The organism is Flavobacterium sp. DG2-3, assembly GCF_030730925.1.
In the GTDB taxonomy this organism is placed as follows: Bacteria; Bacteroidota; Bacteroidia; order Flavobacteriales; family Flavobacteriaceae; genus Flavobacterium.
Genome location: NZ_JAVAMB010000005.1, coordinates 148,395 through 168,709, shown reverse-complemented (window position 1 = coordinate 168,709; position 20,315 = coordinate 148,395). Strand labels below are relative to the sequence as shown.

At 34.7% G+C, this 20,315-nt stretch carries 24 protein-coding genes; 8 read left to right on the top strand and 16 right to left on the bottom strand.

Annotation, left to right across the window (positions count from 1 at the left end):
* The first annotated feature begins 71 nt into the window (after positions 1–71).
* Positions 72–530, top strand: a complete 459-nt coding sequence (locus Q9Q97_RS09465) for an RNA methyltransferase (RefSeq protein ID WP_306156351.1) — start codon at positions 72–74, stop codon at positions 528–530.
* Positions 531–616: 86 nt separating this feature from the next.
* Here the strand turns inward: Q9Q97_RS09465 and Q9Q97_RS09460 are convergent, their stop codons facing one another.
* The 9 genes from Q9Q97_RS09460 to Q9Q97_RS09420 all read right to left on the bottom strand — a co-directional run bounded on the left by Q9Q97_RS09460 (position 617) and on the right by Q9Q97_RS09420 (position 7,899).
* Complete coding sequence (locus tag Q9Q97_RS09460; RefSeq protein WP_306156350.1) at positions 617–1,561, bottom strand: hypothetical protein; 945 nt, start codon at positions 1,559–1,561, stop codon at positions 617–619.
* A gap of 10 nt (positions 1,562–1,571) precedes the next feature.
* Positions 1,572–1,898, bottom strand: coding sequence for a hypothetical protein (locus Q9Q97_RS09455; RefSeq protein WP_306156349.1), 327 nt, complete (start codon positions 1,896–1,898; stop codon positions 1,572–1,574).
* A 41-nt stretch (positions 1,899–1,939) separates the two neighbouring features.
* Positions 1,940–2,566, bottom strand: coding sequence for a hypothetical protein (locus Q9Q97_RS09450; protein WP_306156348.1), 627 nt, complete (start codon positions 2,564–2,566; stop codon positions 1,940–1,942).
* A gap of 97 nt (positions 2,567–2,663) precedes the next feature.
* Positions 2,664–3,119 carry a hypothetical protein gene (locus tag Q9Q97_RS09445; RefSeq protein WP_306156347.1) on the bottom strand — a complete coding sequence of 152 codons (456 nt, stop codon included), beginning with the start codon at positions 3,117–3,119 and terminating at the stop codon, positions 2,664–2,666.
* 5 nt (positions 3,120–3,124) lie between these two features.
* Complete coding sequence (locus tag Q9Q97_RS09440; RefSeq protein ID WP_306156346.1) at positions 3,125–3,553, bottom strand: hypothetical protein; 429 nt, start codon at positions 3,551–3,553, stop codon at positions 3,125–3,127.
* Between the two features lie 53 nt (positions 3,554–3,606).
* The gene (locus tag Q9Q97_RS09435; protein ID WP_306156345.1) at positions 3,607–4,164 is read right to left on the bottom strand and encodes a hypothetical protein; all 558 of its coding nucleotides are present in this window, start codon (positions 4,162–4,164) and stop codon (positions 3,607–3,609) included.
* A 133-nt stretch (positions 4,165–4,297) separates the two neighbouring features.
* Positions 4,298–4,948 (bottom strand): response regulator transcription factor, encoded by a 651-nt coding sequence (locus Q9Q97_RS09430; RefSeq protein ID WP_306156344.1) that lies wholly within the window; start codon positions 4,946–4,948, stop codon positions 4,298–4,300.
* Between the two features lie 5 nt (positions 4,949–4,953).
* The gene (locus tag Q9Q97_RS09425; RefSeq protein ID WP_306156343.1) at positions 4,954–6,135 is read right to left on the bottom strand and encodes a sensor histidine kinase; all 1,182 of its coding nucleotides are present in this window, start codon (positions 6,133–6,135) and stop codon (positions 4,954–4,956) included.
* 6 nt (positions 6,136–6,141) lie between these two features.
* The gene (locus tag Q9Q97_RS09420) at positions 6,142–7,899 is read right to left on the bottom strand and encodes an FAD-dependent oxidoreductase (protein WP_306156342.1); all 1,758 of its coding nucleotides are present in this window, start codon (positions 7,897–7,899) and stop codon (positions 6,142–6,144) included.
* A 438-nt stretch (positions 7,900–8,337) separates the two neighbouring features.
* On the opposite strand from Q9Q97_RS09420, the gene Q9Q97_RS09415 reads away from it, so the two are divergent.
* From Q9Q97_RS09415 to Q9Q97_RS09395, 5 genes are all read left to right on the top strand, one after another.
* On the top strand, positions 8,338–8,481 hold the full coding sequence (locus tag Q9Q97_RS09415) for a hypothetical protein (protein ID WP_306156341.1): 144 nt from the start codon (positions 8,338–8,340) through the stop codon (positions 8,479–8,481).
* A 29-nt stretch (positions 8,482–8,510) separates the two neighbouring features.
* Positions 8,511–8,678, top strand: coding sequence for a hypothetical protein (locus Q9Q97_RS09410; RefSeq protein ID WP_306156340.1), 168 nt, complete (start codon positions 8,511–8,513; stop codon positions 8,676–8,678).
* A 43-nt stretch (positions 8,679–8,721) separates the two neighbouring features.
* Entirely contained in the window at positions 8,722–10,527 is a 1,806-nt protein-coding gene (locus tag Q9Q97_RS09405; RefSeq protein ID WP_306156339.1) for a T9SS type A sorting domain-containing protein, read from the top strand.
* A 37-nt stretch (positions 10,528–10,564) separates the two neighbouring features.
* A complete protein-coding gene (locus Q9Q97_RS09400; RefSeq protein WP_306156338.1) occupies positions 10,565–12,049 on the top strand; it encodes a hypothetical protein in 1,485 nt (494 codons plus the stop codon).
* Between the two features lie 217 nt (positions 12,050–12,266).
* The gene (locus Q9Q97_RS09395; protein WP_306156337.1) at positions 12,267–12,494 is read left to right on the top strand and encodes a hypothetical protein; all 228 of its coding nucleotides are present in this window, start codon (positions 12,267–12,269) and stop codon (positions 12,492–12,494) included.
* A gap of 4 nt (positions 12,495–12,498) precedes the next feature.
* Here the strand turns inward: Q9Q97_RS09395 and Q9Q97_RS09390 are convergent, their stop codons facing one another.
* The gene (locus Q9Q97_RS09390; RefSeq protein WP_306156336.1) at positions 12,499–13,134 is read right to left on the bottom strand and encodes a hypothetical protein; all 636 of its coding nucleotides are present in this window, start codon (positions 13,132–13,134) and stop codon (positions 12,499–12,501) included.
* A 208-nt stretch (positions 13,135–13,342) separates the two neighbouring features.
* Complete coding sequence (locus Q9Q97_RS09385) at positions 13,343–13,711, bottom strand: nuclear transport factor 2 family protein (protein ID WP_306156335.1); 369 nt, start codon at positions 13,709–13,711, stop codon at positions 13,343–13,345.
* A 429-nt stretch (positions 13,712–14,140) separates the two neighbouring features.
* Between Q9Q97_RS09385 and Q9Q97_RS09380 the strand changes: the two genes are divergently transcribed.
* A complete protein-coding gene (locus Q9Q97_RS09380) occupies positions 14,141–15,124 on the top strand; it encodes an SDR family NAD(P)-dependent oxidoreductase (RefSeq protein WP_306156334.1) in 984 nt (327 codons plus the stop codon).
* A 107-nt stretch (positions 15,125–15,231) separates the two neighbouring features.
* Here Q9Q97_RS09380 and Q9Q97_RS09375 read toward each other — a convergent pair whose 3' ends face one another.
* The 5 genes from Q9Q97_RS09375 to Q9Q97_RS09355 form a co-directional block, all read right to left on the bottom strand.
* Complete coding sequence (locus Q9Q97_RS09375) at positions 15,232–15,729, bottom strand: PRC-barrel domain-containing protein (protein ID WP_306156333.1); 498 nt, start codon at positions 15,727–15,729, stop codon at positions 15,232–15,234.
* A gap of 77 nt (positions 15,730–15,806) precedes the next feature.
* Positions 15,807–15,977 carry a hypothetical protein gene (locus tag Q9Q97_RS09370; RefSeq protein WP_306156332.1) on the bottom strand — a complete coding sequence of 57 codons (171 nt, stop codon included), beginning with the start codon at positions 15,975–15,977 and terminating at the stop codon, positions 15,807–15,809.
* A 182-nt stretch (positions 15,978–16,159) separates the two neighbouring features.
* Positions 16,160–16,888 carry a hypothetical protein gene (locus tag Q9Q97_RS09365; protein ID WP_306156331.1) on the bottom strand — a complete coding sequence of 243 codons (729 nt, stop codon included), beginning with the start codon at positions 16,886–16,888 and terminating at the stop codon, positions 16,160–16,162.
* 27 nt (positions 16,889–16,915) lie between these two features.
* Positions 16,916–17,401 carry a hypothetical protein gene (locus Q9Q97_RS09360; RefSeq protein ID WP_306156330.1) on the bottom strand — a complete coding sequence of 162 codons (486 nt, stop codon included), beginning with the start codon at positions 17,399–17,401 and terminating at the stop codon, positions 16,916–16,918.
* 39 nt (positions 17,402–17,440) lie between these two features.
* Positions 17,441–18,052 carry a hypothetical protein gene (locus Q9Q97_RS09355; RefSeq protein ID WP_306156329.1) on the bottom strand — a complete coding sequence of 204 codons (612 nt, stop codon included), beginning with the start codon at positions 18,050–18,052 and terminating at the stop codon, positions 17,441–17,443.
* 209 nt (positions 18,053–18,261) lie between these two features.
* Between Q9Q97_RS09355 and Q9Q97_RS09350 the strand changes: the two genes are divergently transcribed.
* Complete coding sequence (locus tag Q9Q97_RS09350; RefSeq protein ID WP_306156328.1) at positions 18,262–20,259, top strand: GAF domain-containing hybrid sensor histidine kinase/response regulator; 1,998 nt, start codon at positions 18,262–18,264, stop codon at positions 20,257–20,259.
* The last annotated feature ends 56 nt before the right edge of the window (positions 20,260–20,315 follow it).

Sequence of the window (20,315 nt, the reverse complement as noted above, 5' to 3'; positions counted from 1 at the left end):
GTAATCTACAAGAACTTCCATTCATTCCACAAAAAATTGATTTATGTACCTACACTTTGTACTTTTGCCGTATGAATGATAATTTTATAAACGAATACTTCGGCATCGGAATACAAAATGGTAAAACGCCAGAAAACTTAGGTGTTTTATGGCGCTCGGCTCAAAACTTGGGGGCTACTTTTATCTTTACTATTGGTAATCGTTATGCCAAACAAGCTTGTGATACTCATGATGCTGTAAAAGCAATTCCGTATTTTCATTACGATACATTTGAAGCTTTTTTTGAAAATTTACCAAAAGGAGCCCGTTTGGTTGGAGTTGAACTATCTGATAAAGCTGTCGATTTAGAAACCTTCGAACATCCTAGACGCTGTGTTTATTTATTAGGCGCAGAAGATCATGGTTTACCTAAAAAAGCGATGGAGAAATGCCATCATTTAGTGAAATTTAAATCAGAAAAAAGTTTAAATGTAGCTGTGGCAGGTACTATTGTTATGTATGATAGGAATTTATCTAAACCGCGATCTTAATTTTTTTTAAAATTTTCAAGAAAAAAGAGTCAGAACGTTATTCAGTAACATTCTGACTCTTTTTTAATATATACTTCCTTTTTAAATCAATTAAACGGAAATCCAGCAGTAAGAACAATAGACGTTCTTTCCCATCTGTCTTTTTCAGAATTACGGTTATTAGTCCAATCTTTGGTCTGAACTTGCAATCCTACAATCGCTTCTATTGGAGCCCCTTTTGCTGTAACATATAAACCAAGAGCAGGATTAAAGGAGGGTTTGTAATTTTCATCAAATGCATACGTCATGTGCAAATTTGAAAAAAATCTTTTACTAATAATATATTTTCCAAAATCAAAATTCAATCTTGCAAACATTTGATTTCTTTCTACTTCATCTGCAAGATAAACCTTAGAGGTTTCTGAAACTGTTCGAGTCGTACTGCCGTTAGTTATGATTTGTTCGCTTGTAATGATTTCCATCTCATCAAGAATATCCGAATTATCCTTTAAGCCGACAGAACCTGAGATTCCTAAAGTAAATGCGCCTAAAAATTTCAATTTATCATATGCTACATTCTGAAGATTCAAACCATAATTGAGTCGAAAACCAAGATTGGTCTGTTCAGAAATTTGATCTTCAAAAGGCTTAGATATGTCAAAAACATTGTTTCTTGAATACAGTGCTTCCAAACCTACAAAATGAGAGACAAGATTGCCAGTAGCTCCTTTTCCATAATCAGTCACATCAAATACCAAATTTCCTCCTAGCTTACCGCTAAACTGAAATTCTCCCCCTTTAAATAAATTTGAAGTACCATCTTTTGCATTAGCAGACAAGGTTATAATCCAGTATTTCTGATTTGATCCATTTACAAATTCTTTAGGACTAAAGGAAAAGCCGATAGACTCTTTTTCTGCATTTATTAATAGTGTACTTGCCTGAAAAACCTGAAAAGATGTTTCTCCTTCTCCGTCTTGAATTACGCTGAATTGAGCGTGTCCGTAAAACGCAATTATTAAATTTACAATAATTAGTAGTCGTTTTTTCATAGTAAAAATGTTATTCGATGTTTTTTGTAGGTTTCGTTCTTACAGAAATATTTCGTTTTGTATCCCCTGTCTCTCCTTCCCATTTTAGAAAAGCTTTTTCTCCATCAGGAGTAATGACTTTCAATTCTGCTTCCCATTCTGTTCCTGTAACACCAAACACTTTTAAAGTGTATTCGAAGGGATTCTCAATGAGCAATTCAAACTCTTCATTTTCCCATTCTTTTCTTTTTGAATCAGTTTTTAAAATGATTGTAGATTCTTCTTGCTCTGGGTAAAAAAAAACATTTGCAAGAGTTCCTTTAGAAATCAGCTTAAAGTGAAATTTTACTTTTTTCATTTTTATTATTTATTTAGGTTAGTATTAAAGGGCAATTATTGTTATTTTTCTTCAGCAGTTGTTACACCAGTTTTAATATCTGTTGTGATATGGGTATTTATTTGAGCTGATGTTTCTTCTACATTGTTTATGTCACTGTCGCTTGCTTTCAGCATTCTAATAAAATATAATCTTGTCCAGAGATAGCCAAATAGAAAACCAAGACATGCGTTATAGATTATAATTAAGACTATTAATGCATCATTATTAAACTGCGTGCTTAATCTCATGAATATGGCTGTCTTTTTAAGAAAAGGAGCCATTTCATGAATCTGAGTAAGTCCAAGTCCTAAAATAATTTTGGTTAACCAATCGCTAACTTGCAGTAAATTATCATTACCTATATAACGTGATTTTGACTTTTCAGACTCCGCAATTACAGTAGTTCTCGGAATGCCAAAAAGGAAACCAATCATACTTGTTAGTACAAAAGCAGCTCCCGCAATAAAAAATAGTGTGGCACATATTGCAAACACTTTTGCGCCTTGTACTCGTGTAAAACCATTACAGACAAACAAAGCAATACCGCAAATACCAATAACAACCAGAAAGAAAATGAATCGTAGCGCACTGTTTTCTTTCTCATCTTCTAAATTTGGTTCTGAATTTATCTCATTATTTTTTTTCAAAAATTTCCACATATTGTATAAAAATTAAAAGCTTATGAATAATTATAGAAGTAAATTGTTTTAATCGTTCTTTTTTGTTTTTAACGATTAGCACAAATTATTTAATCAGCTTCGGATGGATTTTAAAAACTATTTTAAAACCAACATCTTTACTATCTGATTTATAAGTCAATAACTCTGGCCCAAACGATAAATCGCCATTAAGCAAGTCAAAGCCTAAATAGGGATAAAATGAAAAGTAAGAATTGTTCATTTCATTTTTTGAACGGAAACTCGCTTCCATTCCAGCTTTAGCAAATATTAAAGTGTATTGTATATTAGCAGACAAACCAAGCGCTTTATGTTCGGGCACATATTCTAAGTAATAATTATGTGCGAGTCGAGACCAGCCCCAATCATCTTTAAATTTTACAAAATTATATCCAACACCAAACGAATATTTTTCTAACGTACTATATGCTACCTTAGCTGAAAGACCATGTAGATTATCTTGACTAAAACATTTTGATGAAAAAAGGATTGTAAAAATTAAAACAAGACCTAGATTTTTCACTTGTTTTATTTTTTGTAGTAAATGTGTAAGTTACGATTCACGCCTTCACCTTGTTCTACGGCTATTCTAATACTGCTTTTGTTTTTAATTTTATTTATAGCGGCACAAATAGAAGCAACAAAAAATTCGCCAGGTTCTATCTTAACAATTTCAGACAACCATTTACCCGCATTAGAAACTAAATTTTCACCTACTGTAAAATTTTTGCTTTGAGTCTTCTCTGTTTGGAAATGCTTTATATCATTTAGTTTTTCTTCAGGAAATGAGATACTTCCTGTATAAAAAATCCAATATTCATTTTTGATTGGCTCCACAAGAATGGCCGAATCTGAATTATGAATTACTTCGTTCAAAAGAAATGCTATTCTATAAGGGTTTGAAGTGAATAAAGCTGAAGTATAATCATTTAATAAATTTGAGGTTATTTCTCCCATAATATTCTAGTTGTTAGTGGTTAAATCTTATTAATCTTTTGTATGAAAAATTATTAATTTGGACAAGCACATTTCTGTTCTTTGCCAAAAAATGAACAAATCTTAAATGTTATAGGCTGACTAGCCGTTACAAAAAAGCAACCAAACAACTGCCAACCTCCGGGCTTTAAAGTAAAAGGAACATGTTCATAAACTGTTCTGCCTTCATAAAGCCAGCTTTTTGTTACGCAACCAGTAATTTCTTTAGAAGAATGCATGTTTGTAAGCCTATAGTAGCTATAACCATGAACTACACAAGAAAATTGATCTGCAAAATAATTTTCTGCCCTTAGTGAATTGACGGAAGCATCAGACAAGTTATCTGATGATATCTTCAAAAGCTTTAATTCAGCTTTGCTATCCGAATCGATTGTACCTTTTTCAAAATACTTTCTCGCTTTTGTCTTTTCCGCACCGGTTTTTTCATTTAACTCAGCTGTACCAGCTGAATCACTCGCGCCTTGTTGAAAATTTTCATGCGCTTTTGTTTTTTCGATACCAGTTTTTTCTTCTTTCTGATTGCATCCAGAAAAAAGGATTACTAGCATTAATGCAGTAAGTTTTAATTTCATTCTTTTACGATTTAGTTATTTATTCTTTATTGCTTAAAAAGCTCAAAGAATTACATCGCTAAAGTACAATGTGAATGAAGAATGGTTTAGGGGATATTTCCTGTCAGGAAGGGGGAAAATTCCTGTTTTTGAATTATAATGTTATTAACTGGAGGCGAACAGCTTCTAAAGCCATGCCTACGCGGCTTTTTACATTTAATTTTACGAAGATAGATTCGCGGTAGCCATCGATTGTTTTTTCTGAAAGGCACATCTTAGATGCAATTTCTTTATAAGTCATATCACTACAGGCATGGTGCAAGAATAGTTGCTCGTTAACTGATAATTTCAATTCAGTTTCATCATGACAAAGCAATCTTCTTAGATTCTTATTAATCGTATCGCTATTGTAATAACCATTGGTCGCGATTTCAGTTAATGCTTTATCCAGTTCATTAGGGTGAATGTCTTTCAAAAGATAAGAGCAGCATCCGGCTTTTATCATTTTTATGATTGTGCGGTCATCATCTTTCATTGAAAGAGCCACAAGCTTTATATTAGGATATTTATTTGATAATAAAAGAGCAGTTTCCTCTCCATTCATGACAGGCATGTTTACATCGATGAGTATGATGTGAGGAAGTTCTAAAGCATTTTCTAGTTGATTCACAAGATCTTTTCCACTCAATGCTTCCATAATCACTTTTTTCCCAGCAAAACCATCAATAAGTGTAGCTAGTGACCGCAAAAAGAGCTGCTGATCATCAGCAAGAGCAATAAGTATATTTGAGGTTTGGGTCTTCATTGATGCTATAATATCAATTTTAATATTGTTCCTTTACCCGAATCCTCAATCGACATATAACCTCCCAAAAGATTGATCCTATCACGCATACTAGCAATGCCTTGTCCACCGATTTCGTTTTTATAAGAAATTCCAACACCGTTGTCCTGTATTACCATAGTAAATTGATTTGAATAATCTAATGTAATGATTATTGATGTTGCACTAGCATGTTTTAGAATATTATTTAACCCTTCTTTAGCTATCCTATATAAGGAAAAAGCAGTTTTGGGGTCAATGTTTGATTTGCCAGTCACATTAAGTACAGTAGAATGTGTTCCAATATTTTTAATAAGAGTAAGATCATCACTTAGTGCATTTTCAAGAATAAAACTATGAAGGTTTTCACTATACAGATGATTTGAAATATTGCGAAGATCAACAATAGCTTTTGTAACAAGCTCGACTGTTTCGTTAAGTTTCCCTCCAGATTCATCTTTTATTTTTTCAAGCAAATGAAGATTAAGTTTAATGATTGATAAGGTTTGACCAACCCCATCATGAATTTCTTGTGAAATTTCATGAAAAGCATTCTTTCGTTTTTCTTCTGCAAGAAGAATGCTGTTCTCTGCGAGCTTTTTGAATGCTGTATTTTTACCGGTTTCAAATACATAGGAGACAAAAAATACAATTAGAATCAATCCTACCAAACAATTTATAGCTAATGAATTTTTCCATTCCAAATCATAATGTAATGGAAAAGAATAACCTAATTTGTCTGAAATTCCAAAATACAATGCAATAGACGAATTAATAAAAAGCCATGTTAATCCCGTTTTTCTTCCATTCATTAACAAAGCAACAACGGGTGATGTTGCAAGCCAAGGCAGAACAGGCGAACTTAATCCTCCTGAGAAATAAATGGAAATAACAACAGCCAATACGCCAACAAGAACATAGAAATTGATAATAAAAGAAAGCAAAATATTCTTTTTTACTGCAAAAAGCAGCGACAAATGAAGTATCGCAGCAATGATTAGACTCACTGTGCCTTCACTCATTTTAATAGTTATAGTAATAAAAGCATAATCAAGATCAAACAAAAAAGTAATTAAGATTATGTTTACTACGAGTTTGTATTTTAGCAATACTTCTGGCAGTTCTTGCTTTTCTTCAGGAATAAAATATAATGTTAGTTTCTTTAGCATCTCTATTTATTTTTTAAACAAATAAAAAATATAGTTTAGTAATTTTATCCACCAAAGTTCTTGAGATTTCCACGCTAATCCTTTTTTGTATCTTCTTTTATCTAGATATTTAGAAAACAGTAGCCATTTAGGCTCATGAATATCCCATATTTTACAATATTTAGCTTTACTTCCACTTACATCTATAATGTTGTTTGTTGCTCTTCGTGCGGCTTCATTAGCACCTTCCATAGTAGCAAGATCTGTAAATGATCTAACATAATCTGATGCTAAGAAAAGATTAGGAATTGATGTTCTAGAATCATTACGTATAGACCATGTATTAATCTCATTAACCAATAGCGGTTCTTCATTTTCGTTTATATCTATTTTATTATTACCATATAGCGCAGGCCTGCACATATTGCTATTAGATTTTCTTTTTTCTTCATTAAAAAGTTCTTCGTTAAATATTATCGAATTATCAACAAAAGCCATGAAAAAATTTTCGTCCTCTAATATAGTATTGGGTGTATTGAAAGATATTTTAAGCTGATGCCAAACTTCAAGAATGACTTCGCACATAGTACATTTATTGGCTGGTTTTTTAACTAACAACCCCTCTTTTTCCCAATTGCTTACATCTACAGATATTATTCCTTTTACAGCACCATCTCCATAATCAGAAAGGTTTACATTCCAGAATTGTGCCTGCGAAATTGCGGTTAACGACCAAGGGCTATCAGCTAAAATAATATGCCCATCAACAATTTTAACATCTTCCTTCAAATAAAACTGTATGCCATTCATCCATGCAACAGAGTTCTTGAGCGTATCGGTAAATTTTAAATTAGGGTCTAATGCAAGTAAATGCGATTTATTTAAAATTGGTGCTGCCCTTTCTACCGGAGCCGCACAAATAAAATAATCTGCTTCATGGCTTGATACTTTATCGCTATTTTTAATTTTAACAGAAGCTATTTTTCTGTCTTTAACCTCAAAATCTACAGCTTCACTATTAAAGTTAAAATCTACGTTTTTTGATTTGAGGTACTTCAACCACGGGGTAAGCCATTTTTCATTTGTAGGTCCCGAAAGAATTCTGTCTGTATGTCTCGATGGATCTACCATATTAAACATCAATTGCACTAAAATATCTCCATTGGTTTTAGTATTGCAAGTTTCTGCTTTTGCCGCCACTAGCGTTCTAGTCAGTCCATCTACAAATACAGTTCTGTAGGCTTCACTATTTGTTGCAGCCTCTGTAAATTCCCACCACCCCATTCTCTCATATTCATTAAAACGTCGATCCTTACAAGTGGTTAGTAACTGCCATAATTTTGAAGCAATTAATTGTTTTTCTTCTTCACTTAATTCAGTTTCAAGTCCTTGTATTTTTTTTAGCAAATCTTTAATACCTTTTATTGAAAGAGGAAGGTGGCTTGGCAAAACAATAGGAATTGTATGTGCTTTTGCCATCATCATATTGGGACAGTCTACCAAATTATCTGCAACACATTTTTCATTAAAATCCCCTTTAAAAGGTATGCGTTGCATAGTGTCAATAATGTGCTTGTAAAACCCTGGAAAAAAACGAAAACCGTGTTCTCCTGGCAATAATTTACTTGGAGATGTAGCTGTATTTTCTATAGATATACTTCGGGCTTTTCCGCCACAAATTTCTTGACGCTCAAATACAGTTACTTTAAATCCGCGTTCAACAAGTTCATGAGCAGCGCTCATTCCGGCTACTCCTCCGCCAATAATAATTACGTGTTTATTCATTTATATTCATCTGAAAAAAAATTAAGTAAAATTTCATGTCTTTATTCACAGTATTAAAATGATCAACGATTTAACTATTTATTTGCTTAGATTAAAAAAAACTAATGATTTCAAATAAGTTTTTTAATACGAATTATTTAATATATAAATTGCATAAAAAATATTTTATTGAGTAAAAATATTTTTTTTAATTAAAATACAATCACGTAAAAATACCTGATTGTAATTTAATAATAATTTTAGCAGATCAATAATTTATATGACTTTCATATAGGAAGTATTGCTTTTATATCTAAGCAAAATTTATTCTGAAGTATTCAAACAATAAATTTCACAATCCACTTGTTTAGTGGGAATTATGTAACTCCAAGAAAGAATTATGTAAGTGAAATCTGATTCGATTTTTAACTTTGTCTTTTTCACTAAACCCCAAGACTTATGCTGAAAAATTCAATCTACCATCCTACTTTAATGGTTCTTCCATTTTCCCTTTTTAAAAGCTGTCCACAATTCAGTAACAATCAGAAAAATAACGTCCTAATTATTGCTGGTGACGTCAACGTAAATCCAGCAGCGTTATGAACATCAGAAAACTAACCTCCGTATTCTATTTGTTTTTCCTTTTTTCGACTGCGGTGTATGCACAGGGAGGAGGTCCGCCACCGCCTGGTCTTCCTGATGATGATCCCGTTCTTCCGATTGACACACACTCTTCTAAGTTACTCGCTGCGGGTCTTATTCTCGGATTTGTTGTCGTGATTACGCGAAGAAAATTTTAATGCATCACATTACTTTAAAACAGTATACCTTATAGAAGATATTATGAAAAAACTATTTACGCTGTTTATTCTAACGCTCAGTATCAAAGGATTTCCTCAACTGCATCTGAGTACAAATTCCAGTATTTATGCTAAAAATCAAGTTCTATATGTCGGGCAAAACTTGAATTTAAATGCTAATTCCAATCTTTATTTAAGGAATGATGCCCAACTGGTTCAGGGCGGAAACACTACTTCAGCCAACACTGGTCTTGGATCATTGTCCGTTTACCAAGAAGGAACATCTGACAATTTTGATTATAACTATTGGTGTTCTCCAGTCGGAACGCCTTCTAGTACTTCTGGAAATACCAGTTTCGGTATCAGTTTGCTCTCACGTCCAGACGGCCCAATCGCTTTTACTCCTGCTACGCTATTGCCTACGGGAAGTTATGACGGAACTGCTAGTCCGCTTGCTATAGCTTCCCATTGGATTTACAAACTGATAAATGCCAATAATTATTCCCAATGGATTTCGGTTGGAACAGCTTCTTCTATAGCTCCAGGCGAGGGTTTCACCATGAAAGGCACTTCAGGAACCGATATGCTCGATCCAGCTAGTATGGGAGTTCCTAATAATCCGGGCGGTGCACAGCGCTACGATTTTAGGGGAAAACCAAACAACGGAAATATTACAGTCGCGCTCGGAGCTGGCAGTGCCACGCTGACTGGAAATCCTTATCCTTCGGTTCTGCATCTTAATGCCTTTTTACGGGATCCTGACAATCTTGCCCTGACGGGAGGAACAGCTTATTTCTGGCAACAGGATCGTACCGTAAATTCGCATTACCTAAGCGCTTACCGCGGAGGCTACGGTTCTTATGCTGCTCTCAATACTACTACTGAAGGGCTTTATGTTCCGCCAGCTTTTAATGCCTATAATCAGGATGGAACAGTCAATCCCGGTCCAGGAACTGGATCAGGAACAGTACAGCTTCGCCGATACGCTCAAATAGGACAAGGCTTTTTACTTAATGGAACAACTAATGGAAATGTCACTTTCAAAAATGCCCACCGCGTTTTTATCAGGGAAACAACAGGACTGTCTCAGTTTGAAAAACAAGCACAGAAGAAACTTGAAACGGAAGAAGTAGAAGAAACAGAAGAAGCAGAACCTCTTTCTTATTTTAGACTGAATACCATAATCAACAACCAGTTTACCAGACAGCTTGCTCTTGCCTTTCTCGATGAGGCAACAGACGGACCTGATCTTGGAATAGACGCATTAAACATGACTTTGGACCTTCCTGATGATGTTAATTTCTGGATTGAAGACAAAGCTTATCTTATACAAGGTGTAAATTTTGATGCTTATAAAAAGATTCCACTTTCTGTAAAAGCATCCAAAGCAAGCACTTTGAAATTTCACGTATCGGAAGCAGTTAATATTGATGTTTCACAATCTGTATATCTCTATGATAAAGCTGATGATTCTTACCATGAAATCAGAAATGCATCTTATGAATTGCTAGCCACACCAGGAACTTACACAGACCGTTTTTTTATTGCCTTTACAGATCAGACTCTTGGAGTAGATGAAAATCTTGACGTGCAAAATTTTACAATTTATCAGGACAGCAAACGTAAGAATATCAAAGTTTCCAATCCGCAAACACTCACGGTGCAGTCTTTCACTTTATTCGACATGTCAGGAAAAGCGGTGATTTCAAAAAAAGATTTAAATGCGGAGCCTTCTTATAATTTCCCAACTGATGGCTTGTCCGACGGAGTGTATATTGCCGAATTTCTGACAGATGAAAATCAGCGAATCACCAAAAAAGTAATAATCTCCAATAGCGGAAATAAATAAACTGCTGAAGCAAAATAATAAACTAAAAATAAAGCATATGTATACAAGATCTACTTTATCCTACCAGACCATTATCCTGCTGTTTTTTTTCTTACTATCAGCTGCATCACAAGCGCAAATCGGAATCGGAACTATTACTCCAGATGCTACTTCGATACTGGATATCACCTCAACAACACAAGGAATGCTGGCACCGCGAATGACTACAGCACAACGCACGGCAATTACAACTCCTGCTGAAAGTCTGCTAGTCTTTGACACCACAGACAAAGCTTTTTATTTCTATAATACACTTACAGCAACTTGGATAAAAATGGCTAACGAAAGTGCTCTTAAAAGAAATAACTACAAACTCGTAAAATCTGCTACCGATTTGGCTCCTGAACTCGCGGCAGGTGGAGGAAGCACTTACCTTCTTACTAGTAACACTTTGTATGAAATCAACGGAACCATTACTCTTGCACGCCCAATTAATATAAATAATGCTTATATCGCTGGTCTAGATGCTAATGAAGATATTTTATCCTATACAGGAGGAACTATTATCCAAGGCGCCGGAGGCAGTATCAGAAATGTAACTCTACGCGGAGCAACAGCTTTTGCAATTACTGGTCCTGGGGCTGCAACTGCATCATCATTTCTTGTGCAGAACGTTGTGATTGACAGCATGACCTCTAGTGTAGGAAGCATATCGGCAATTGGACTTTACTTTGGAAATATTATTCAGTTTATAGGTAATGCAAACGGCATCACCTATTCTAATATCGGAAGTCTATTGCTCAATAATCAGGCGTGGACTAATAGCAACAGCGGTACATTTGAAACATTTATCAATTCTTTCGGATTAATACAAAAAAATAGTGGTTTCAGTTCTATGAACAATGCAGATGTCGCAATGGACGTGAGCAGCCCAACACTATCCGTCGGAACAGGAGTGCTTCTCGGTACAGTTTTCTCAGGCACCACCACCAATGTGGGAGGATACATTAACCGTTACCCTGCAGCTTCCACATACACAGGATATAATTTCAGTACAGCGTGGACTGTAGATGCTCCAGGTATTCCAAGAGAAGGTGATGCTGATGCTACAGGTGACATTAATCTGGCTGCAGCGGTGGGCGCAGGAACCACAACTACCCTTCCAAGCACGGGAACCAAAGTTAAGTTAAACGGTACAACAACTTCTAATAATTTATTCCGTTTTACTAAGGACGGCGATAATAGAATAACTTATAAAGGAAATAAAACCAGATATTTTCAGGTGTCAGCTTCTGTTTCTTTTCAGGTCACAAATTCTGACATTACCGTTATTCTGTACATTGCTAGAAATGGCGTGGTACTTACAGATACTAAAGTTTACGGAAAACCTTCTACTGGTTTCTTATCCACTGCCGGAATTCTGTCACTTCCGGTTGTAGGAACCGTACAGCTAAAAACCAACGATTTTATTGAAGTTTGGGCAGAGCGCTATGACGGATCAGGAAATATGTCAACGGTATCTTTAAATCTTAGTGCGAGATAAAATTTTAAAACAGCAAAATTTACAAATGCAAAAAGCAGCTGATAAAACTATCAGCTGCTTTTTGCATTTGTAATGATTCACGTTTAATCTTACAATATAATTTTATAAGATCCGACCAAAGAATTGTAACACTACAGGAATATTTTAAAACTAAATTGTTGCGCTATAACAAATTACAATTGAAGTAACGAAATTGTCAACTTAAATTTATACTCCAATGAATGAAGCCATAGAACAATTTGAGTCGGAATTAAAAGCATTTTTGGAGTTCCGCTATAATTTATCGGCAGCGCAAGATAGTGCTGAAAGATTTAATGAAACCGAAAAGGCCGCTTTTGCTTTCGTCGATGATTATCTTTTGAAATCTTCTGAACTTATTGCAGGAGATGTGGAAGCTTCTGTTCAGCGTATCCTAAATGAGTTTATTGATTCAAGAATGGAATAAACTTTTATAACTTTTTATTAGACATTCTCACCAACTCTGCTAATTTAGCTTTTAAAACCTCTTGACTCTGATGTCCGAAATAATGTCCTAAAGTATTAAAATTGTCATCAAAAATAATAAATGATGGCGTACCTCTAAGCTGATTAATCGTGAATGTTTCACCAATAAGAGGAATCTGAGCGTAATGCGCTTTTATTTTTTGCTTTAAAATCTGCTGCTCTGTTTCAGAAAAAGAGGTAAAATCTGGAATCGAATTACACATCATATCATAAGATGGAGAATTGAAAAAATCTTCCGATTTGCTCATTCGATCAAAAGTTACTGGAAAATTTAAAGGCTCTGAATAATTAGAAACACCGTAATTTGAATTGTAATACTTTTTTGTTTCTCCTACAAGCGTACCATCAGCTAACAGTAATTTTAAGTTTTCTTCGTTATTAAACTCAAAATCTTCAAAAGCAGTAGCAACTCCAATAAAACCAGCTTTATCTGCAAACAAGCTGCTAATCTCATTCATTATGGGAATTCCGTATATAAAACAACCAGGGCAATTGACCTGAAAAACAAATGCTACATTAACTTTCTGCAATTTGAACTCTCCCTGAACTAAATCCTGAATATTAAGATGAAATTTTGACATCGCTATAATTATTTAGATATGATAAACATTCTGTAAAATCAATTATCTCGTTCTATTTTACAATGTAAAGGTATAAAGATATATACTCTTCATAATGGTCCAGTTTTAACAATTAGACTTCTTTTCTGGCTTACAATCACATCGTAATTTCCAATAAAAAAGCCTAAGAAATAGTTTTCTCAGGCTTCATCTTAGAATTTGATTTTCATTATTTCGACAGTTCCGTTTCTGTATGGAGTACGCAGTGCCATTTGTTCTCTTTCTTAATCCAGACCGAAGTGCAGGCACATTTCGAAGATTCTCCTCCAACATCTTTTCCCAATTCTATTATGTACGCTGTAACTGCATTGTTTTCATCCAGCTGCTGCGAATGGAAATCAGAGAAATTTAAAACCTTTATTTTATCTCCTTCTCCCGACTCAAACATCTTTTTAAAATTGGCTTCATCAATGCTGTGCACGCCATTTTTTCCTGCTACAATGCAAGGAAAACTGGTGAGGTTTCTCACTGTTTCATACTCTTTATTTTCCATTCCTTGCCAATACTTTTTTTCTAATTCCATTATCTGCGTTTCCATATCATCATTTTTAAATTAAACAGTATAGTAAAGTTCAGATTTATATTACAATGCTCTTAGACTTTTAACACAGTTTTAAAATAGTTAAAAATTTAATAGGGGTCTGCATGAAAATTTAATAAGATTCACACTGGCTTCTGTAAAATTCTAACATTATTACCGCTGTAAATTAGCTATTTATAAAAACAATATAAAAGCCGTGGGCTAAAATTAAGTTCTCTGCTTATTTATAATTAAAAACAGACAACATGATTACACAGAATAATAAAAACATCGTTTCAAACACAAGGACATGTGATAAAAAATTCCAATCAAAAACTGTCTCATCGAGAACTAACGAAAAAATTGCATCTGAAGCAACTAAAGCTATACGGCTAAATCCATAGCTTTCTAAATTAAATCTTTAGTGCATATTAAAACAATAAAATTATGAAAGACTTTCAAACAAAGGACAATGGTCTTAAAGGAAAAACTGTTGTAATCACAGGAGCAAGCAGCGGTGTAGGTCTTGCAACTGCAGAAGCTTTTGCAAATGAAGGATGCAATGTTGTGCTCGTGGCTCGAGGTCAGAAAGGATTAGATGCTGCAACGGAAAACTGCCGAAGATATCCTATAAAAGCAATCAGCATTTCTGCAGATATGTCAAATGCTGAAGATGTTGAGAAAGTAGCTTTAGAAGCCCTTACTATAAATGGAAAATTTGATATTTGGGTCAATAATGCCGGAGTAATGGCCAGCGGAAAGTTTGAAGAAATTCCGATGGAAATCCATCAGCAGGTTATTAAAACCAATCTTTTCGGATATATGCACGGTGCTTATAATGCAATCAAAATTTTCAAAAAACAAAATGAAGGCATTCTGATTAATAATGTATCGATCGGCGGATTTATGCCTGCACCTTACAGCGCAGTATATTCAGCGACGAAATATGGAATCAGAGGAATGATGGAATGCCTTCAGGGCGAAATATCAAATCATAAAAATATTCATATCAGCAATCTGTATCCGCAACTGCAGAATTCAACTGGCAATCTGCATTCCGCAAAGTATTCAGGTTTCGACATACAAATTCCTTTCATAGCTTCTGATCCGCGTGATACGGCTGCCGCAATCGTTAATCTGGCTAAAAATCCTAAAAAAGATCATTTTCCAGACTTAAAAGCTGCGGCGCTTACCAAAACGTATAAAATGTTTCCTAAAACAGTTATGAATACAGCATCTGCAGCTTTGCGTCTAAAAATGAAAATGAACCATAATAAACAAAATAATCCCGGAAATGTTCTGGAGAACTCGCAAGAACCGCTTCGCGTTTACGGAAATCCAAATTTAAATAAAACATCTCCTCTTGCTATAACTTTGTTTGCTGGAATAGCCGTCAGCACAGCATTACTTTTTCTAAATAAAAAGTTTTAACTAATTTCGGATTACTCTTTTATAGAAACATAAAAAAATACCAGATGCTTCATTTCAAACATCTAGTATTTTTTTAAATATAACACTCTGAAAATTTTAAACCTTATTTATCGGTTATCAAACTCTCTTCGACTGTAAAAAGTATCGTCATTATCATAATTTTCATTAGGATAGTAGCTTCTTAGTACTGCTCTTTCGTAATCACGATCAAAACGCTGCTGTGTATTATAACGTCCTGTTCTTCTGAAAGTGTCGTATCCAATGCCGTTTGCCATCACGATTTTTGTATCCTTATTGATATTTACAGATCCGATTGGTATAATCAAATGACTGTCTCCGTCACGATACATAAATTCCCTGCCGTTATCATTAGCAATAGTCTCATGCACCTCTTTACGGCTGTCATCCATTAGCGATTTATCCGCCTTTACATCAAGATACACGACACGCTGCATATCTTTATTCACCCACAGGTTATCAATAGTCCCTATAGTTCGATTGTCTGCGTCTACAATTTTCCAACCTCTCACATCTGGATAGTTCGAGGCAATCTTATAATCTGAAAGTTCGTCCAGTCTGTATAAATTTCTGTCTTTATTTTCCATGTTAATTTCTTCTTTTATGAATTATATATTCTCCCTGAGCATTGACTGCAAAACATTATTTTGTTTGCTATACTAGTTTAATAGTTACTTGTACTGTCAACTGCTGTGGTATTTTCGATCTCTGTTCTGTTCGGATCCTGTGCATGGTCTTCTCTTAAAAAGACATAGTATACAAGCGCAGCAATTAGCAATACCGCGATAATCCAAGGCCATACTGGCTTCTTTTTCTCAATTTTAATTTCTGCCATAACTTATTTTTTATATGATTATTAAATTTCATATTAAAGTTACAAAGGCAGACGCAGGATAAAATATTAAATTTCAGGCAGATGTTATACAATTCCCAGTATGAAAAACTAGAAAATTTTTGTTTGAATGATCAAAAACAGAAAACTATTTTCAAAAAGAAGAAATCATTTTTTGAAGGCGGTTAATTGCAAAGCGCAAAATTTATCAGTAACCTGTCTCCCACTTTCCATTTTACTTTTCCTTTAAGAGATTCAAATGGCGCATCTTCTCCCAAACAGTCTTTATTTGATACGATCTCTATTTCGTCTCCATTTATTTTCTCTACTGTAAAAACCTGACTGCTACTTTTAGGGTTTGCAATCAAGTTACAGCTTTTAAGTCCGATGTGCTGTTTTTTAATATAATCTTCCCAAGTCGAAAAGCTATATTTAATGACGTCTTTCTTTATTTTTCTTTTCTCTTTATTAATATAAATGATAAAATAATTGGGGTCTGCATTTATATCTTCGCAGTCAAAATCGAAAGCGGCAAAATCATAGTTGGGAATAACTTTTCTGGCTATCACTTTTCCCGGCATTTTAAGCGTAAAGAAAGTCATATCTTCATTTAGTACAATTTCGCCAAAAGCGCTATCGTCTTCATTAAAAAAATCTAGCCTGTCGTTAATATCCATTGTAAAAGAAATTACACCTTTCCCTCTCATAGTATCTTCAGTATAAGATGCAAAGGTTTCTCCCTGCCAGACTAAAGATTCTTCTTTCGGACAATCTTCAGTTTTTTGCGAATGCGCTAAAGTATCAGGAACATTTTCATTTCTCGCCTCAGTTTCTTTCGTTTCTTCATTTGATTTTTCTTTACAGCTCACCATAAAAATTACTAGTAAAGAGCAGATAAAATATATTTTTTTCATGTTTTAATTTCTAATTGGATTTGGTCATTATTTATAAAAATCAATAAATTTCTGTTTTTGTTCTTGCACATCATTAGAAGCAAAAAAAACTTCATCCACAAGAAGTTCTTTGCTTTCACTGCCACTGCTCTCTTCTATTCCTTTATAAGAAACCATAATTTTATTGTCTTTCTTCACAACAGTAATTTCATTTAATGGTTTTCCTTTAATTTTGTCATGCAGATTATCCATTTCAATGGTATTGAAATATTTATCCTGATACGACACATATATTTTATAACGCAATACATCATCATTATCAACAGCATAAGAACTTCCATTATAAAAAGCCGTGGCTATTTTAGTCTGTTTGTCTCTAATCATTTCGATATTCACTTTGACATCTTTAAGTAAAGCGGAATCTCCTTTAACAATAAAATCTGGTTCTTGGTGTGAGCAACTTGCAAACAAAATCAGTAGCATTAAAGTACTGACTTTTTTGAGAATGGAGTTTAAATTGAATCGTATTTTCATATCTAAATCAATTGAGTTAACTTTAAATAGCTATAATTGCTACCATTGCGGCTGTTTTTCATTTTGCAGAGCCAATGGCTTAAATACATAATATTCTTTATAATAGGAAGGGAAATTGGAGTCAGCAAAAGTTCCTTTGCCGTGAGTTCCTGCTTTAACAATGATTAAACTGTCATTTTTAACATAGCCATATTTATAGGCAAACTGACGTCGTTGAACTACTCTGCTCTCTATTACAATTCTGTCTCCACTGAGCTTGTAATACGCTTGGAAAAGTGTTCTTTTCTGCTTAACGAAATCCTTACTTATTACATCAGTATAATCCTTTTCTGTTTTTATTTTAAAGGAAGAATCCAATGTCAGATTGCATTGTCCAGTCGGATAAAATTTATAGAAACGATGATCTTCAGGCTGTTTGAGCTTACCGCCATCTTCATCTGTCCAAATGGATTTCAACACATAAACACCATCTGTTCTCAACGAAGTGGAATTGTCAAGCTTAAAATTTTGATCGTAAAAAGTATAATCTGCTTTTTGATAAATCTCTTTTGCGCAAGAAGAAAATAAAATCAGAACAAATAGAATGACTCCGTAACGGCTGTCACAAAACAGCTTTTGGAATAAGCTAAAATTTATAATTTTGTTTTTCATTAAATCAGCTTTATTAATTAAATATATAAAAATGCTCATCCTTTTCCTATTTTTTTTGAATGAAATACATCTTTACTACATTCGATAACTTATAATGTATTTTAAAATTCATAATTAGTAAGAAGCTGTAAATTATATAACAGCATCAGATAAGAATATAAAGAACTCATCGTCAGCTATTTCTATCTTTATGATTAATTTTCTGTATTATGAATACTGCCCCACTACCAGTAATTCCTCATAATGAAGCTGAGCGTCTTGATGCCTTAAAGCGCTATAACATTCTGGACACACTTCCTGATAATGCCTTTGACGATGCTACAGCGCTTGTCTCGTACATTTGCGGAGTTCCTATTGCTTATATTTCTTTTATTGATGAGAGTCGCCAATGGTTCAAATCTGAAATTGGATTGGGCGTTTCTGAAGTCCCACGAGAGATTACTTTTTGCCGTTATACGATCATGGATTCAGAACTGGTAGAAATTCCTGACACGCTACTAAGCGAACGCTTCAAAGATGACCCCAATGTAACAGGCGGCTTTAAAATACGCTTCTATGCTGGAGTACCTCTTACCACTCCAGACGGCTACCATATAGGAGTTTTGTGCGCGGCAGACCACATGCCAAAAAAACTAAATGAGAGCCAGCGAAATGCACTTAAAATCGTGGCTCGACATGTAATCAACACTTTGGAGCTCGGAACGAAGAATAATGAGCTTGCACGCCAGAAAAAAATAGCCGAGCAAGCAGTTGCAGCCAAAGAAAACTTTCTGGCCAACATGAGTCATGAAATCCGTACTCCGTTAAATGCCGTTATCGGTTTTACCGAACTGCTTTCGGGTACTAGACTGGATCAAGAACAGCGCAGCTTTGTGCAGGATGTGCAAACTGCTGGAGAAAACCTGTTGCTTATCGTAAATGACATTTTGGATCTTTCTAAAATTGAATCTGGAGGTCTTACTTTAGAATTACAGCCATTTGATTTACCGAAAGCCCTAAGACATATCTACGATTTACTTAAAGTAAAGGTAACCGAAGGGGTCGAATTTAATCTGTATTTAGATGCAGATCTGCCGGTAATGATTGCTGGTGACCAAGGAAGGCTCAATCAGATACTCGTCAATTTAGCTGGAAACGCATTGAAATTTACAACTGAAGGTGAAGTGACCATTTCCGTAAAAAAAACGGGAGAAACCGCTGATAACTACCTGATTCGCTTCTCTGTAAAAGACACCGGCATTGGAATACCCGAAGAATATTTAGACACTATTTTTGAACGTTTTACACAAGCTGAAGAAAGTACGACCCGAAAATTTGGAGGTACAGGACTTGGACTCAGCATTGTAAAACAGCTTACAGAACTTCACGATTCGGAAATCGAGGTTAAAAGCCGAGAAGGACGCGGATCGGAATTCTTTTTTACTATTGCTTACAAAAAAGCATTAAACGAGAACGTACAAGCAGAAATTAAACCTGTCAACGATCTTGGAAAGCTTAGTATTCTGCTCTGCGAGGACAATCGTCTGAATCAAAAACTAGCTCAGAATGTAATTGAAGGTTTCGGATTTGAAATCGATACTGCCGAAAATGGCGATCAAGGTATTGAAATGCTTTCGAATAAAAAATATGATCTGGTGCTAATGGATTTACAGATGCCAGTACGCGACGGTTATCAGACAACAGAATTTATTCGTAGAGAAATGAACAATGCTATTCCGATCATCGCTATGACAGCACATTCTCTTGCTGGTGAACAAGATCGCTGTTTTAATGCGGGAATGGATGGTTATGTGCCGAAACCTTTTAAACAGTATGAACTTTTGGAGGCTATTAAAACGGTTATTAGAAAAGAACGCCGTCCGATGCGCCGCCCAAAAGCTGATTTATCACAAATAGAACAAACCGATCGCCAGAAACCAGGCTGGAAAAAAGAGGTTACTTCTCAATTCATAGAAAAAGCGCCCTCAGAACTCGAAGAACTCCAAAACGCTGTAAAACGCGGTGACTATAATGCCGTGCTTCAAACTGCAGAACAGCTTCAGCTTTGGCTACATCTCTTTCTTTTAGAAGGGCTAAGTATGGATCTTAAAGCTGTAGAAAGAGAAGCCATTGCCAAAAAATTCACAGCCGAAACTGCAGATCATTTGGATATTATATACTGTAGCGTTCATGAAATAATTAAGGATCTTCAAAAAGAGAATTATTAATTGTAATATATTCTAAATTAAAAAGAGCCAAGATAATTCATTAAATAACCTTAGCT

Coding starts and splice junctions, on each gene's coding strand:
- Q9Q97_RS09465 (WP_306156351.1), top strand. CDS start 72: ATGAATGATAATTTTATAAACGAATACTTCGGCATCGGAATACAAAAT.
- Q9Q97_RS09460 (WP_306156350.1), bottom strand. CDS start 1,561: ATGAAAAAACGACTACTAATTATTGTAAATTTAATAATTGCGTTTTAC.
- Q9Q97_RS09455 (WP_306156349.1), bottom strand. CDS start 1,898: ATGAAAAAAGTAAAATTTCACTTTAAGCTGATTTCTAAAGGAACTCTT.
- Q9Q97_RS09440 (WP_306156346.1), bottom strand. CDS start 3,553: ATGGGAGAAATAACCTCAAATTTATTAAATGATTATACTTCAGCTTTA.
- Q9Q97_RS09435 (WP_306156345.1), bottom strand. CDS start 4,164: ATGAAATTAAAACTTACTGCATTAATGCTAGTAATCCTTTTTTCTGGA.
- Q9Q97_RS09430 (WP_306156344.1), bottom strand. CDS start 4,948: ATGAAGACCCAAACCTCAAATATACTTATTGCTCTTGCTGATGATCAG.
- Q9Q97_RS09425 (WP_306156343.1), bottom strand. CDS start 6,135: ATGCTAAAGAAACTAACATTATATTTTATTCCTGAAGAAAAGCAAGAA.
- Q9Q97_RS09420 (WP_306156342.1), bottom strand. CDS start 7,899: ATGAATAAACACGTAATTATTATTGGCGGAGGAGTAGCCGGAATGAGC.
- Q9Q97_RS09415 (WP_306156341.1), top strand. CDS start 8,338: ATGCTGAAAAATTCAATCTACCATCCTACTTTAATGGTTCTTCCATTT.
- Q9Q97_RS09405 (WP_306156339.1), top strand. CDS start 8,722: ATGAAAAAACTATTTACGCTGTTTATTCTAACGCTCAGTATCAAAGGA.
- Q9Q97_RS09400 (WP_306156338.1), top strand. CDS start 10,565: ATGTATACAAGATCTACTTTATCCTACCAGACCATTATCCTGCTGTTT.
- Q9Q97_RS09395 (WP_306156337.1), top strand. CDS start 12,267: ATGAATGAAGCCATAGAACAATTTGAGTCGGAATTAAAAGCATTTTTG.
- Q9Q97_RS09390 (WP_306156336.1), bottom strand. CDS start 13,134: ATGTCAAAATTTCATCTTAATATTCAGGATTTAGTTCAGGGAGAGTTC.
- Q9Q97_RS09385 (WP_306156335.1), bottom strand. CDS start 13,711: ATGGAAACGCAGATAATGGAATTAGAAAAAAAGTATTGGCAAGGAATG.
- Q9Q97_RS09380 (WP_306156334.1), top strand. CDS start 14,141: ATGAAAGACTTTCAAACAAAGGACAATGGTCTTAAAGGAAAAACTGTT.
- Q9Q97_RS09375 (WP_306156333.1), bottom strand. CDS start 15,729: ATGGAAAATAAAGACAGAAATTTATACAGACTGGACGAACTTTCAGAT.
- Q9Q97_RS09370 (WP_306156332.1), bottom strand. CDS start 15,977: ATGGCAGAAATTAAAATTGAGAAAAAGAAGCCAGTATGGCCTTGGATT.
- Q9Q97_RS09365 (WP_306156331.1), bottom strand. CDS start 16,888: ATGAAAAAAATATATTTTATCTGCTCTTTACTAGTAATTTTTATGGTG.
- Q9Q97_RS09360 (WP_306156330.1), bottom strand. CDS start 17,401: ATGAAAATACGATTCAATTTAAACTCCATTCTCAAAAAAGTCAGTACT.
- Q9Q97_RS09355 (WP_306156329.1), bottom strand. CDS start 18,052: ATGAAAAACAAAATTATAAATTTTAGCTTATTCCAAAAGCTGTTTTGT.
- Q9Q97_RS09350 (WP_306156328.1), top strand. CDS start 18,262: ATGAATACTGCCCCACTACCAGTAATTCCTCATAATGAAGCTGAGCGT.